The following is a 12,257-nucleotide window of genomic DNA, read 5'->3' as shown; positions in this document are numbered from 1 at the left end:
GCCGCTCGTCTCAGGAGCCGCGGCGCGGCGGCCCGAGCGGCTCGCCGCCCGGGCGCCCGCCCCCGGCTGCGTCGTCACCGTCGTCCGGCATGCCCGCGACCCGCTGTTCGAGCCGGGTGAGGGCGGCGCGCACCCTGTTCCCGTATCCGTCGTCCCCCAGGGCGTCGACCACCGACCAGGCCCGTGCCAGATGGCCGCGGGCCGCGCCGGGGCGGCCCAGCTTCACATAGTCCGCCGCCAGGTTGAGGTGCAGCGACGGGTACAGGGCCCGCAACGCCAGGGACCCCTCGTGAGCCGCGAGCCGCTCCTCGGTGAGTCCGTCGGCGGCGGACAGGGCGCGCAGATCCCAGGCCAGCTCGTCCGCGGGGTCGTCCTGGGTGTCGGCCATGTAGTGGGCGAGCGTGCAGCGGTGCAGCGGGTCGCCGTCCTCGCCGATCTCCGCCCACAGCCCGAGGAAGCGGTCCCGCGCCTCCTCGCGGTCCCCGGCGTGCGCCAGCATGACCGCCTGGCCGATGCGGGTCATCGTGGCGTCGTCCGCCGCCTGCTCGCGCTGCTGTCCCACTGGCTCCTCCGCCTCTCCGACCGGCCGCGCACCGGTCCCGGGCACCGACGCTAACGGCCCGCGCCCGCGATCCGGGACAGGCACGGCTCAGCCCAGATCCGGGATGCGCCAGTCGATCGGCTCGTGGCCCTGGGCCGCGACCGCCTCATTGATCTGTGTGAAGGGCTGGGAGCCGAAGAACTTCCGCGCCGACAGCGGCGAGGGGTGCGCCCCCTTCACCACGATGTGCCGCTCGGTGTCGATGAGGGGCAGCTTCTTCTGCGCGTAGTTGCCCCACAGGACGAAGACCGCCGGATCGGGCCGGTCCGCGACGGCGCGGATCACGGCGTCCGTGAACTTCTCCCAGCCCTTGCCCTTGTGCGAGTTGGCCTCGCCCGCCCGCACCGTGAGCACCGCGTTGAGCAGCAGCACGCCCTGCTCGGCCCACGGCATCAGGTATCCGTTGTCCGGGATCGGGGTGCCCAGCTCGGCCTGCATCTCCTTGTAGATGTTGCGCAGCGACGGGGGCGTCCGCACACCGGGCCGCACCGAGAAGCACAGCCCGTGCCCCTGGCCCTCGCCGTGGTACGGGTCCTGGCCGAGGACGAGCACCTTGACCTTGTCGTAGGGCGTCGCGTCGAGCGCGGCGAAGACCTCCTCGCGCGGCGGGTAGACGGGGCCCTTCGCGCGCTCCTCCTCGACGAACTCGGTGAGCTCCTTGAAGTAGGGCTTCTGGAGCTCCTCGCCGAGGACGCCGCGCCAGGACTCGGGCAGCATCGCGGTGTCGGTCACGTCAACAACCTCCGGGGTACGGGCACTTCTTTCGACACCCCCGAACCTACCGGCACCCACTGACAAGGAGGCCTGCCGCCCGTCCCCGGCTCACCAGCTCGTTTTGCGGTGCAGCTCCCACATCATCATGATCGTCGAGGGGTCGAGGGCCCGCTCGCCGCCGGAGATCTCGTCGCTGGCCGCGATGTACTGCTTGCCCTGCCACAGGGGCAGCAGCCGGGCGTCGTCCGCCATGATCCGCTGGGCGCGCTGGAACTGCCGCACGACGGCGCCCCGGTCGCTCTCGCCGCGCGACCGCGGCAGGAGCCGGCCGGTGATCTCGGGCGACACGTACGGTGTGCCGAGCGCGTTCTCCTGGCCCACGAAGGGCGCGATGAAGTTGTCGGCGTCGGGGAAGTCCGGGAACCAGCCGCGCCCGAACACCGGGTACTCCCCGTTGCGGTACCCCTTCTCGTACGTCTTCCAGGGCCGGCTCTTGAGCGTCACGGTGAACAGGCGCGAGGCCTCCAACTGCCGTTTGAGCGCGGCGAACTCGGGCGCGGTGGCCGAGCCGTAGCGGTCGGTGGTGTACCAGAGGGTGAGCGGCACCGGCGCGGTGACACCGGCCGCGGAGAGGATGCCTGCGGCCTTGGCCGGGCTGGGGTCGCCGAAGTCGTCGAAGAAGTCGGTGGTGTGTCCCGCGAGGCCCTTGGGGACCATGGAGTACAGCGGTTCGACGGTGTCCTTGTAGATGTCGTGCGCGATGGCCCCGCGGTCGACGACCTGGGCGACGGCCCGGCGGACGGCGCGCTTGCCCGCCCACGGGTCCTTCGGGTTGAAGACGAGGTAGCTGATCTCCGTGCCCGCGCCCTCGACGAGTTGCAGGCCCGCCGTGTCGTCGCGTTCGGCCTGGAGCCGCACGACGTCCTCGGCCGCGAGACCGCGGAAGGTGGCGTCGATCCGCCCGGCCTTCAGGGCGGCGACCATCGCGGACGACGTCGGGAAGTAGCGGATCGTCACGGCGGCGTTCTTGCGCTCGGCGAACCCCTTGTAGTGGGAGTTCTCGACGAGCACCGCTTCCTCGTCGTCCTGGTAGGCCCGCAGCGCGTACGGTCCCGACCCGGTGACCTTGCCGTCCGTGCGCAGCGCCTTGGCCGGGTACTCGCCGGGGTCGACGATCGACATGGCCGGGGTGGCGAGGACGAAGGGGAACGTCGCGTCCGGCTTCTTCAGGTGGAACGTCACGTCGCGTTCGCCCGATGTCTCGACGCGGTCGAGACTGCCGAGGAGACCGCCGGGGCCCCCCTTGACGGCGATCGCGCGGATCCGGTCGATCGAGTACTTCACGGCCGCGGCGTCGAGCCGGTCCCCGTCCGAGAACCGCAGGCCCTCGCGCAGCTTGCAGTGGTAGACGCGGTTGGCGCCGTCCGCGAAGGAGCAGTCGGCCGCGTCCGCCTCCGGTTCGGCGGCGCCCGAGGGGAAGGCGACCAGGGTCTGGTACACGTTGCGGAACAGCTCCCAGGAGCCGTCCCAGGACGCCGCGGGATCGAGGGTGCTGGGCGCGCTGGTGGTGCCCACCACGATCGGTTTCTCATTCTCCGAGCCGCCCGATCCCACCAGGCCGCACCCGGCGACCAGCATCCCGGACGCGATCACCGCCGACGTGCGGGGGGCAAGCAACCGTCTGAACACGCGCACGCTCCTCGATCAGCCTTGCCAAGGGTCGGCAGACCATACCGCAGCGCCCCGCCTGATCAACTCCCTTGATCGGACGGGGCACTTCGGCGTCGAGGACGTTTGTCAGGCGTTGTCATCCGACGCCCGCATTTTCGCCCGGCGGTCCCTCGTCAGGCGACGCCCGCGTTGAGGAAGATGCCGCCGTCCACGACGAGCGTCTGCCCGGTGATCCAGTCGGCCTGGTGCGAGGTGAGGAACGCGGCGGCGCCGCCGATGTCCTCGGGCACCCCGAGCCGGCCCAGCGGGTAGCCGGCCGCGGCCTCGGCCTCCCGGCCCTCGTACAGGGCCTGGGCGAACTTGGTCTTCACGACGGCCGGCGCGATGGAGTTGACCCGCACCTTCGGCGCGAACTCGTGCGCGAGCTGGAGCGTAAGGTTGACCATGGCGGCCTTGCTCATGCCGTAGGCGCCGATGAACGGCGAGGCCGAGACACCGGCGACGGAGGCGATGTTGACGATCGCGCCGCCGTTCTCGCTCTGCCACGCCTTCCACGTCTGCTGCGCGAAGCCGAGCGCGGAGACGACGTTGGTCTCGAAGACCTTGCGGGCCACGTTCAGGTCGAGCTCGGCGATGGGGCCGAACACCGGGTTCGTACCGGCGTTGTTGACCAGGAAGTCGACGCGGCCGAACGCCTCCATGGTGCGTTCGACGGCGGCGGCCTGGTGCGCCTCGTCGTGGGCCTTGCCGGCTACGTGGATGACGCGGTCGGAGCCGAGGGTCTCCACGGCCTCCTTCAGCGCGTCCTCGCCGCGACCGGTGATGCAGACGCGGTCGCCGCGGGCGACGAAGGCCTCGGCGATGCCGTAGCCGATGCCACGGCTGGCGCCGGTGACGAGGGCGACGTTGCCGGACAGGGGCGGGAGCTGCGAAGTGGTCATGTGTCTTTCCCCCGGCCTCAGTTGAGCGGTCCGCCGGCGACGTACATGACCTGGCCGGAGACGAAGCCGGCCGCGTCGCCCGTGAAGAAGGCGATGGCGTTGGCGATGTCCTCGGGCCGGCCCACGCGCGCCACCGGGATCTGCGTGGCGGCGGCGGCCTGGAACTCCTCGAAGTCCATGCCGACGCGGTCGGCGGTGGCCTTGGTCATCTCGGTGACGATGAAGCCGGGGGCCACCGAGTTGGCGGTGATGCCGAACTTGCCGAGTTCCTTGGCGAGGGTCTTGGTGAAGCCCTGGAGACCGGCCTTGGCGGCGGCGTAGTTGACCTGGCCGCGGTTGCCGAGCGCCGACGACGAGGAGAGGTTCACGATGCGGCCGAAGGTGGCGTCCACCATGTGCTTCTGGACGGCCTTGGACATCAGGAACGCGCCGCGCAGGTGCACGTTCATGACCGTGTCCCAGTCGGACGCGCTCATCTTGAACAGCAGGTTGTCGCGCAGGACGCCCGCGTTGTTCACGAGGATCGTGGGGGCGCCGAGCTCGTCGGCGATCCGCGCGACGGCGGCCTCGACCTGCGCCTCGTCGGAGACGTCGCAGCCGACGGCGAGCGCCTTGCCACCGGCGGCGGTGATCTTCTCGACGGTGTCCTTGCAGGCGGCCTCGTCGAGGTCGATCACGGCCACGGCGCGGCCCTCTTCGGCCAGCCGGACGGCGGTGGCGGCGCCGATGCCGCGCGCCGCTCCCGTGACGATCGCTACGCGCTGCTCAGTGGTGGACATGCTCTCGGTCTCCTCGCCCTAGAGGGCGGTCGCCCACTCCGGAACGGGTGAGCGACCGCTTAGTACCCTGTGCGGGTGACGCTAGAAGCCCTGGCACCCGGTGTCAACGTACCCATCGGGTGCCTCTGATCACTCCGCTGAAGAGTTCACCGCACCAGAAGCTGGAGCAGTCGCTCCGCCTCGGCCGCGGGATCGGTCGTCAGACCGGTGTGCACCGGCCCCGCCCGCACCACCGTCGAACGGGGCGCGACCAGCCACCGGTAGCGGCGCCCCGCGTCGTCGGCCGCGGCCTGCCCGGCGCTCTCGCCGCCCCGGCAGTGCCGCTCGACGGCGCCGAGCAGGGCCCGGACACCGGCCACATCGGCCTCGGGGTCGAGCGCCAGGAGCCGGGCCTCGTCGAGATGGGTGAGCGCCGTGACGAACGACTTGGCGCGGCAGTAGACGATCACGCCCGCGTTGATCTGCTCGCCGCGCTCGACGCGCGGCACGACCCGCAGCAGGGCGTACTCGAAGACATCGCGCTCGTTCATCGTGCCGCTCCTCGCGTCACCCAGCCGGTCGGTCGCGCGGCGTCCGCCGCGCCGCCGCGGGGCAGTTCGATCCGTTCGTGGACGGTCTCGGCGCGCTCCGCCAGCATCTCCACGTAGGCGCGTCGCACCGCGTCGGGGCTGTCGAAGCCCGGCTCGTCCGCGAGCCAGACGTCGGGCACGTCGGCCGCCGCCCCGGCGAGGAGGTCACCCGTGACGCGCGGCGCCAGGTCGGCGGCGGCAGCGGCGACGTCCGGTCCGAAGGGGGCGAGCGCGTGGTCGGTGGCGTCGTAGGGCCGGGTCGCCCAGGCCGCCGCGCCGCGCCAGTTGTGGTGCCAGATCATGGTGGCGCCGTGGTCGATGAGCCACAGGTCGCCGCCGTGGACCAGCATGTTGGGGTTGCGCCAGGACCGGTCGACGTTGTTGATCAGGGCGTCGAACCAGACGACCCGGCCCGCCTCCTCGGGGCCGACGGTGTAGGCGAGCGGGTCGAAGCCGAGCGCGCGCGGCAGGAACCGCATCCCGAGGTTGGTGCCGCCGCTGGACTTCAGCAGCTCCTGTACCTCGGGGTCGGGTTCCCCGAGCCCGATGACCGGGTCGAGGTCGAGGGCGACCAGCTCCGGCACCCGGAAGCCGAGCCGGCGCGCCAACTGCCCGCAGATCACCTCGGCGACGAGCGTCTTGCGGCCCTGTCCCGCGCCGGTGAACTTCATGACGTACGGGATCAGGTCGTCGGCCTCGACCAGGCCGGGGAGCGATCCGCCCTCCCTCAATGGGGTGATATATCGGGTCGCCGCTACTTCGGTGAGCATGCGCCCAGGTTATGAGATCGGCGAGACGTTGAACGCTTCGGGATCACGGCACGTACGGGAGAGCACCCCCCACGGGATCCAGGTCGGCCCAGCGAAAGGAACCGAGCGCATGACCGCTTCACAGGAATCCGGGCCCCTCGGACCGGCTCCCGCCCGGCGCACCGTCGTCGCGGCGGTCGGCGCGGTGGGGCTCGCGGCGGCGCTGGCCGCGTGCGGAGACACGAAGGACGGCGCGTCCGAACCGGCGGGCGACGCCGCGGCGGCGGGCGGCGGCGGCAGCGAGGAACTCGCGAGGACATCGGACATCCCGGAGGGCGGCGGCAAGATCTTCGCCGCTGCCGGTGTCGTGGTGACCCAGCCGAGGAAGGGCGAGTTCAAGGGGTTCTCGCACACGTGCACGCATCAGGGGTGCGCGGTGACGAGGATCGAGGGCGGCACGATCGACTGCCCGTGCCACGGCAGCAAGTTCTCCATCGAGGACGGCAGCGTCGCGCACCCGCCGGCCACCCGCCCGCTGCCCGAGAAGAAGATCATGGTCAGCGGCGACTCGATCAGCCTCGCCTAGGGCGTTTCCACGCGGCGAGGACATCCGCCGTCGTGGTGACGGTGGCGACGAGGGCGAGCGTGTGGCGGATCATCGCGGGGGTGTACTCGGAGGGCACCCCCGCGATCGCGTCCCGGGGGACGACGGCGGTGTAGCCGAGGTTCACGGCGTCGAAGACCGCGTTGGGTATCGCCACGTTGGCGGAGACGCCGGTGACGACGAGGGTGCGGCAGCCCAGGTTGCGCAGGAGCGGGTCGACGTCGGTCCCGGCGATCGGCGAGAGCCCGTGCAGGCGGCGGACGACGAGGTCCTCGTCGGCGACCTCGATCGGCGGGGCGATCCGGACGGCCCTGGTGCCCCTCAACTGCTGGACGGGCAGTCGCTCGGCGGCGCGGAAGAGACGCCCGTTGCGGTTGGCTCCCCGGCCGTCGGGGCGGCGCTCGGCCACGGCGTGCAGCACCTGGACCCCACTCGCGTGGGCGGCGGCGACGAGCCTCGCCACGTGGACCAGGGCGCCCGACGTCCGGGCCTCCGCGGCGAGTTCGGGCAGGGCGCTGTCGGTGCCGACGACGCCCTCCTGGCACTCGACGGTCAGCAGCACGGTGTTCGCCGGGGCCAGCAGCTCGGCCAGGTCCTCACGGGTCGGCATGACTCTCCCTGTACGCGGCTTCGCGGGGTGCTGGAGACTAACCACCATTGCGCGGGGACGGAAGAGGCCGCATGCTCCCTTCTGACACTCCGTCAGACCATCGAACCGGGAGCGCCCATGACCGTCGGCCAGCGCAGGGGACGCAGGATCATGATGACCCCGCAGGAGCTGGACACGTTCCTCACCGAGCAGCGCACGTGCCGGGTGGCCACGGTGTCGGCGGACGGCACGCCGCATGTCAGCCCGTTGTGGTTCGCGTGGGACGGGACATCGCTGTGGCTGTACTCCCTGGCGCGCAGCCGCCGTTGGTCCGACCTGCGGGCCGACGGGCGGGTGGCCGTGGTGGTCGACGCGGGCGAGGAGTACGGGGAGCTGCGCGGCGTCGAGCTGTCCGGGCGCATCGAGTTCGTCGGCGAGTCCCCGCGCACGGGCGAGCCCTGCCCCGAACTCGACGCGCCGGAGCGGCTGTTCGCCCGGAAGAACTTCGGCCTGTCCGAGATGTTCCACGACGGCCGCCACGCCTGGGCCCGGCTGACCCCGGACAGGACGGCCTCCTGGGACTTCCGCAAGCTGGCCGATCTCTGAGGGCCCGCCTCGAACCCCGGCGGGGCCGTCAGCCGGCTGCCGCCCGGCCCAGCTCCGCGCCCACCTTCCGCAACGCCTCCACCGCCGCCCGGATCGAGGGCCGGCGATCGGCGTCGGCCCGCCACACCACGTACACATGGCGCTTGACCCGCTGCCTGACCGGCACGGTCACCACGCCCGCCGGGACCGGCGCGCGGCCGAGCAGCGGCGCCACGCAGACCCCCAACCCGGCTGCCACGAGACCGAGTTGAGTGTGGGTCTCCGCGGCGCGATGGCCGATCCGGGGTTCGACGCCCATGGCGCGGAGTGTGAACAGCAGCCACTCATGACAGAACTCGCCGTCGCCCCAGGTGATCCACTCGTCGTCGGCGAAGTCCTCCAGGCGGACCTCGGCGCGATGGGCGAGCCGGTGGCCCTCGGGCATGGCGATGTCCGCCGGGTCGTCGAGGATGCTCGCCTTGGCCAGGCCGTCGGGCAGCGGCATCGGCTTGTTGTACCAGTCGAGTACGACGGCCAGGTCGAGGTCGCCGCGGATCACCCCGGCGACCGAGGCCTCCGGCTCCGACTCCTGTGACCGCACCCGCAGTTGCGGATGCGCGGCGCGCAGTGCGGAGAGCGCGGCGGGGAAGAGTCCGCGCGCGGCGGTGGGGAAGGCGGACAGGCGCAGCTCGCCCACGACCTGTCCGCGCTGCGCCTCAAGGTCGGACTGGGCCAGCTCGACCTGCGACAGGATGCGGGCGGAGTGGTCGGCGAGCAGCCGTCCGGCGTCGGTGAGGCGCACCCCGCGCCCGTGCCGGGCGAGCATCTGCTGGCCGACCTCCCGCTCCAGCTTCGCCATCTGCTGCGAGACGGCCGATGTCGTGACGTGCAGCGCGTCGGCGGCGCCGCTCACCGAGCCGTGCCGGGCGAGCGCGTCGAGGACGCGCAGCCGCTCCAGGTTCAACATGTAAGCGATGCTAATCGATACAGCGCACGGAATCTCGCTTGTGCTAAGAAGTGGCCGGGCCTGATCCTGGCGTGCATGAGCACCGTCACCTCCGCCCGTACCGCACCGTCCGCCCCTCCTGCCGCCCCGGCCCCTCGCGCGCTCGACTGGCGCGTCCGGTTCTGCGCGCTCTGCCTCATCTGGGGCTTCAGCTTCCTGCTCATCAAGGTGGGCACGCAGGGGTACGCCCCGTTCCAGGTGACGTTCGGGCGGCTGTTCTTCGGCACGCTGGTGCTCGCCGCGGCGATGGCGGTGAAGCGGGAGCGGCTGCCGCGCGGGGCCAGGACCTGGGGGCATCTGACGGTCGCGGCGCTCTTGCTGAACGCGCTCCCGTTCTCCCTGTTCGCCTTCGCCGAGGAGACGATCCCCTCGACGCTGGCCGGGGTCTGCAACGCGACGTCGCCGCTGTGGGGCATGGCCCTGTCCCTGGTCGCACTGTCGGAGGACCGGCCGACGCGGCGCCGGGTCGCGGGCCTCGGCATCGGCTTCCTCGGCGTGCTGACGGTCCTGGGCGTGTGGCAGGGCTTCCACGGTCTGGACGTGACGGGCACGGTGCTGGCGCTGCTCGCCTCGTTCAGCTACCCGGTCGGCTGGATCTACGTCCGCAGGACCCTGGCGGACACCGGGTACTCGCATCTGTCGATGACCGGCGCCCAGTTGCTGCTCGCCACCGCGCAACTGGCCGTCGTCACCCCGATGTTCACCTCCTGGCCCGCCCGTCTCGCGCCGGCCCCGCTGCTCTCGATCGTCGCCCTGGGGGCCCTCGGCACGGGCCTCGCGGTCCTTCTCCAGTACGGCCTGGTCGCGGAGGTCGGTCCGACCACGGCGCAGATGGTCACGTACTTCATCCCGGTCATCGCGACCGCGGCGGGCGTCGCCGTGCTGGGTGAGTCCCTGAGCTGGTCGACCCCGGTCGGCGCGGCCGTCGTCCTGGCGGGCGCGGCCTTGACCCAGTCCAGGGCGCGCCCGAAGCCGTGACCGGTTCGACGGCTCCCCGCCCGTCGCCCGCCCGCCCCCTCAGGCGTAATGTCTCGCCGGTCGCGATCCCACCGCCTCGGCGACCGCGTCCGCCACCGCGTCGATCTCCTCGACACGCATCCGGGAGACGGTGATCCGCATGCCTGGACCGGCGTTCATCCGGAACCGGGCACCCGGCGCGACCGCCCACCCCGCGTGCAGCAGCCGCGCCACGGCACCGGTCTCGTCGGGCACCGGGATCCATACGTTCATGCCGGTGCGCCCGTGTGCGTCGACCCCCCGGGCGGCGAGGGCCGCGATCAGCGCGTCGCGCCGGTGACCGTACGAGGCCGCGACCGCCCGCGCGTCCACGGCGCCGCTCGCCCACAGATGGACCACCGCCCGCTGGACGACACGGCTGACCCAGCCGGGCCCGAGGCGCTGGCGGCCGCGCACCCGGTCGACGGTGACGGGATCGCCGGTGAGGACCGCGAGCCGCAGATCGGGCCCGTACGCCTTGGCGACGGAGCGGACGAACGCCCAGTGGCGGGTGGCCCCGGCCAGCGGGTGCGGCGGCAGATCGACGATGCCGTGCCCGTGGTCGTCCTCGATGAGCAGCACGTCGGGGTGGGCCGCGAGCACCGCGCGCAGCGTCTTCGACCGTGCCGCGCTCACGGCGGCGCCGGTCGGGTTCTGCGCCCGGTCGGTCACCACGAGGGCCCGCGCCCCCTCCCGCAGCGCGCGCTCCACGTCGCCCGGCAGCGGTCCCTCGTCGTCCACGCCGACCGGTACGAGGCGCAGTCCGAGGGCGGGCACGAGGTCCAGCACGCTGCCCCAGCCGGGGTCCTCGACGGCGACCGCGTCACCCGGCCTGAGGTGCGCGGTGAGGACGCGCTCGATCGCGTCCAGCGACCCGGACGCGACGGCCACCGGTCCGTCGGACACCCCGTCGCGGTCGAGGTCGGCCCGCGCCCTGCGCACCAGCTCCGGCTCCAGGGGCTCGTCCCCGTACAGCACCGGCGCGCGGTCCGCCTCGGTCGCCGCCGCCCTGAACGCCTCGGCGAGGGAAGGCAGCAGCGCCGTGTCGGGGTTGCCGTCGGACACGTTCCGCACACCCGGTGGCACGTCCACCCTGATCTGCTCCCGACCGGTCGTGGCCGGCTTGGGCCGCACCCGGCTGCCCCTGCGCCCCGCCGTCTCGATCACCCCGCGTTCGCGCAGGGTGCGGTAGGCGGCCGCGACCGTATTGGAATTCACGCCCAACTCTTGCGCCAACTCCCGCATCGGGGGCAGCGGTTGCCCCGGTTCCAGCAGGCCGTCGGCGACCGCGCCCTCGACGCTCGCGGAAATGTCCGCGGCACGCCGCCCGGTGATCCGATACTCTCCTAGCACAAACCATAGTTTGCACTAGTGCAATGGAGTCCGCAACATGAGTGTCGCCCCTGAGTCGTCAGCCCCCGCCTACGCGCCGACCGAGCGCACGGTGCCGACGCGCTCCAAGGAACGCGCCGCCTACGACCGCGCCCTGGTCCACTCGATACTCGACGAGGCGTACGTCTGCCACCTCGGGTTCGTGCGCGACGGCGCCCCGGTCGTGCTGCCCACGCTCTACGGCCGCGTGGGCGAGCGCCTCTACGTGCACGGGTCCACGGGGTCGCGTCCGTTGCGGATGGCAGGGCAGCAGGACCCGGGGCTCGCGGTGTGCCTGACGGTGACGCATGTCGACGCCCTGGTGCTTGCCCGCTCCGCCTTCCACCACTCCATCAACTACCGCTCCGTGGTGATCCACGGCACCGCGCACCAGGTCACGGACCCGGAGGAGAAGCGGCTCGCCCTGGACGCGCTCGTCGACCACGTCGTGCCGGGCCGGTCCGCCGACGCGCGCCCGGCGAACGCCAAGGAGCTCGCCGCGACCGCCGTGCTCAGCCTCGACCTCGCCGAGGTGTCGGCGAAGCTGCGCACCGGCGGCCCGAACGACGAGCCCGAGGACCTGGACCTGCCGCACTGGACGGGTCTCGTCCCCCTGCGGCAGAGCCACGGCCCGCTCGTCCCGGCGGACGACCTCGCCGACGGCATCGACGTCCCCGCCTATCTCAGGGACCTGTGACACCTGCCCGACGGGCGGAAGGTCGGCGTGGTGGGCCGGGCGGGACTTCCGAGGTCTCCTAGGGCGTGTTTCGAAAGTCCCTCCCCCAGCCTCCGGCCGGGAGGTGCCCCCAGCCCCGCGACACCTGGCACGCACTCCCCCAAGCTCTTCGAGCAGGGGGGACCCCCAGCGGCGTTGCCGGAACGTCCGCACAGCTCCGCCATGAGGACGCCCCGGCGCCTTGCGATCGCACGCACCGGACGCCGCGGGGCCCGCCCTTCGGGCGGACGACGCTACTTCCGAAACACGCCCTAGGTCGTGTCCGCAAAGTGGTTGGGTCGTTGGTGTCTTTGTGGTGCGTCGACATGAGCTGACTGATGAATCGTGGGCGGTGATCGAGCCGTTG

General features: G+C 72.3%; 14 protein-coding genes. 4 read left to right on the top strand and 10 right to left on the bottom strand.

Features of this window, described 5'->3' with window-relative positions; genetic code table 11:
* Window positions 1-10: 10 nt before the first annotated feature.
* The 7 genes from ACIRF8_RS34435 to ACIRF8_RS34405 all read right to left on the bottom strand — a co-directional run bounded on the left by ACIRF8_RS34435 (window position 11) and on the right by ACIRF8_RS34405 (window position 6,045).
* Window positions 11-562: a hypothetical protein gene (locus ACIRF8_RS34435; protein ID WP_404221585.1), complete on the bottom strand. Its 552-nt coding sequence runs from the start codon at window positions 560-562 to the stop codon at window positions 11-13.
* Window positions 563-649: 87 nt separating this feature from the next.
* Complete coding sequence (gene ung / locus ACIRF8_RS34430; RefSeq protein WP_404221582.1) at window positions 650-1,333, bottom strand: uracil-DNA glycosylase; 684 nt, start codon at window positions 1,331-1,333, stop codon at window positions 650-652.
* Between the two features lie 90 nt (window positions 1,334-1,423).
* Window positions 1,424-2,953 carry an ABC transporter substrate-binding protein gene (locus ACIRF8_RS34425; protein WP_404221770.1) on the bottom strand — a complete coding sequence of 510 codons (1,530 nt, stop codon included), beginning with the start codon at window positions 2,951-2,953 and terminating at the stop codon, window positions 1,424-1,426.
* Window positions 2,954-3,159: 206 nt separating this feature from the next.
* On the bottom strand, window positions 3,160-3,927 hold the full coding sequence (locus ACIRF8_RS34420) for an SDR family oxidoreductase (RefSeq protein ID WP_404221579.1): 768 nt from the start codon (window positions 3,925-3,927) through the stop codon (window positions 3,160-3,162).
* A 17-nt stretch (window positions 3,928-3,944) separates the two neighbouring features.
* The gene (fabG, locus tag ACIRF8_RS34415) at window positions 3,945-4,706 is read right to left on the bottom strand and encodes a 3-oxoacyl-ACP reductase FabG (RefSeq protein WP_404221576.1); all 762 of its coding nucleotides are present in this window, start codon (window positions 4,704-4,706) and stop codon (window positions 3,945-3,947) included.
* Between the two features lie 146 nt (window positions 4,707-4,852).
* A complete protein-coding gene (locus tag ACIRF8_RS34410) occupies window positions 4,853-5,236 on the bottom strand; it encodes a DUF3037 domain-containing protein (RefSeq protein WP_404221574.1) in 384 nt (127 codons plus the stop codon).
* Window positions 5,233-6,045, bottom strand: a complete 813-nt coding sequence (locus tag ACIRF8_RS34405; RefSeq protein ID WP_404221572.1) for a HipA family kinase — start codon at window positions 6,043-6,045, stop codon at window positions 5,233-5,235. The genes ACIRF8_RS34410 and ACIRF8_RS34405 overlap by 4 nt, the downstream gene beginning before the upstream one ends.
* Before the next feature lie 109 nt (window positions 6,046-6,154).
* Here ACIRF8_RS34405 and ACIRF8_RS34400 point away from each other — a divergent pair, with 109 nt between their 5' ends.
* Complete coding sequence (locus tag ACIRF8_RS34400; protein ID WP_404221570.1) at window positions 6,155-6,610, top strand: Rieske (2Fe-2S) protein; 456 nt, start codon at window positions 6,155-6,157, stop codon at window positions 6,608-6,610.
* Here ACIRF8_RS34400 and ACIRF8_RS34395 read toward each other — a convergent pair.
* Entirely contained in the window at window positions 6,597-7,238 is a 642-nt protein-coding gene (locus ACIRF8_RS34395; RefSeq protein ID WP_404221568.1) for a cysteine hydrolase, read from the bottom strand. The two genes, ACIRF8_RS34400 and ACIRF8_RS34395, sit on opposite strands and share 14 nt — an antisense overlap.
* A 117-nt stretch (window positions 7,239-7,355) precedes the next feature.
* Between ACIRF8_RS34395 and ACIRF8_RS34390 the strand changes: the two genes are divergently transcribed.
* Window positions 7,356-7,823, top strand: coding sequence for a pyridoxamine 5'-phosphate oxidase family protein (locus tag ACIRF8_RS34390; RefSeq protein ID WP_404221566.1), 468 nt, complete (start codon window positions 7,356-7,358; stop codon window positions 7,821-7,823).
* 28 nt (window positions 7,824-7,851) lie between these two features.
* Here the strand turns inward: ACIRF8_RS34390 and ACIRF8_RS34385 are convergent, their stop codons facing one another.
* A complete protein-coding gene (locus ACIRF8_RS34385) occupies window positions 7,852-8,769 on the bottom strand; it encodes a LysR substrate-binding domain-containing protein (protein WP_404221564.1) in 918 nt (305 codons plus the stop codon).
* Between the two features lie 75 nt (window positions 8,770-8,844).
* Here ACIRF8_RS34385 and ACIRF8_RS34380 point away from each other — a divergent pair, with 75 nt between their 5' ends.
* Window positions 8,845-9,786 (top strand): DMT family transporter, encoded by a 942-nt coding sequence (locus ACIRF8_RS34380; protein WP_404221562.1) that lies wholly within the window; start codon window positions 8,845-8,847, stop codon window positions 9,784-9,786.
* A gap of 39 nt (window positions 9,787-9,825) precedes the next feature.
* Here ACIRF8_RS34380 and ACIRF8_RS34375 read toward each other — a convergent pair whose 3' ends face one another.
* Window positions 9,826-11,157, bottom strand: coding sequence for an aminotransferase class I/II-fold pyridoxal phosphate-dependent enzyme (locus ACIRF8_RS34375; RefSeq protein ID WP_404221559.1), 1,332 nt, complete (start codon window positions 11,155-11,157; stop codon window positions 9,826-9,828).
* 37 nt (window positions 11,158-11,194) lie between these two features.
* Here ACIRF8_RS34375 and ACIRF8_RS34370 point away from each other — a divergent pair, with 37 nt between their 5' ends.
* On the top strand, window positions 11,195-11,872 hold the full coding sequence (locus tag ACIRF8_RS34370; RefSeq protein WP_404221556.1) for a pyridoxamine 5'-phosphate oxidase family protein: 678 nt from the start codon (window positions 11,195-11,197) through the stop codon (window positions 11,870-11,872).
* The last annotated feature ends 385 nt before the right edge of the window (window positions 11,873-12,257 follow it).

The sequence above is a fragment of the Streptomyces sp. NPDC102406 genome (assembly GCF_044765725.1).
GTDB lineage: Bacteria > Actinomycetota > Actinomycetes > Streptomycetales > Streptomycetaceae > Streptomyces.
This window is presented reverse-complemented; position numbering and strand designations above follow the sequence as displayed.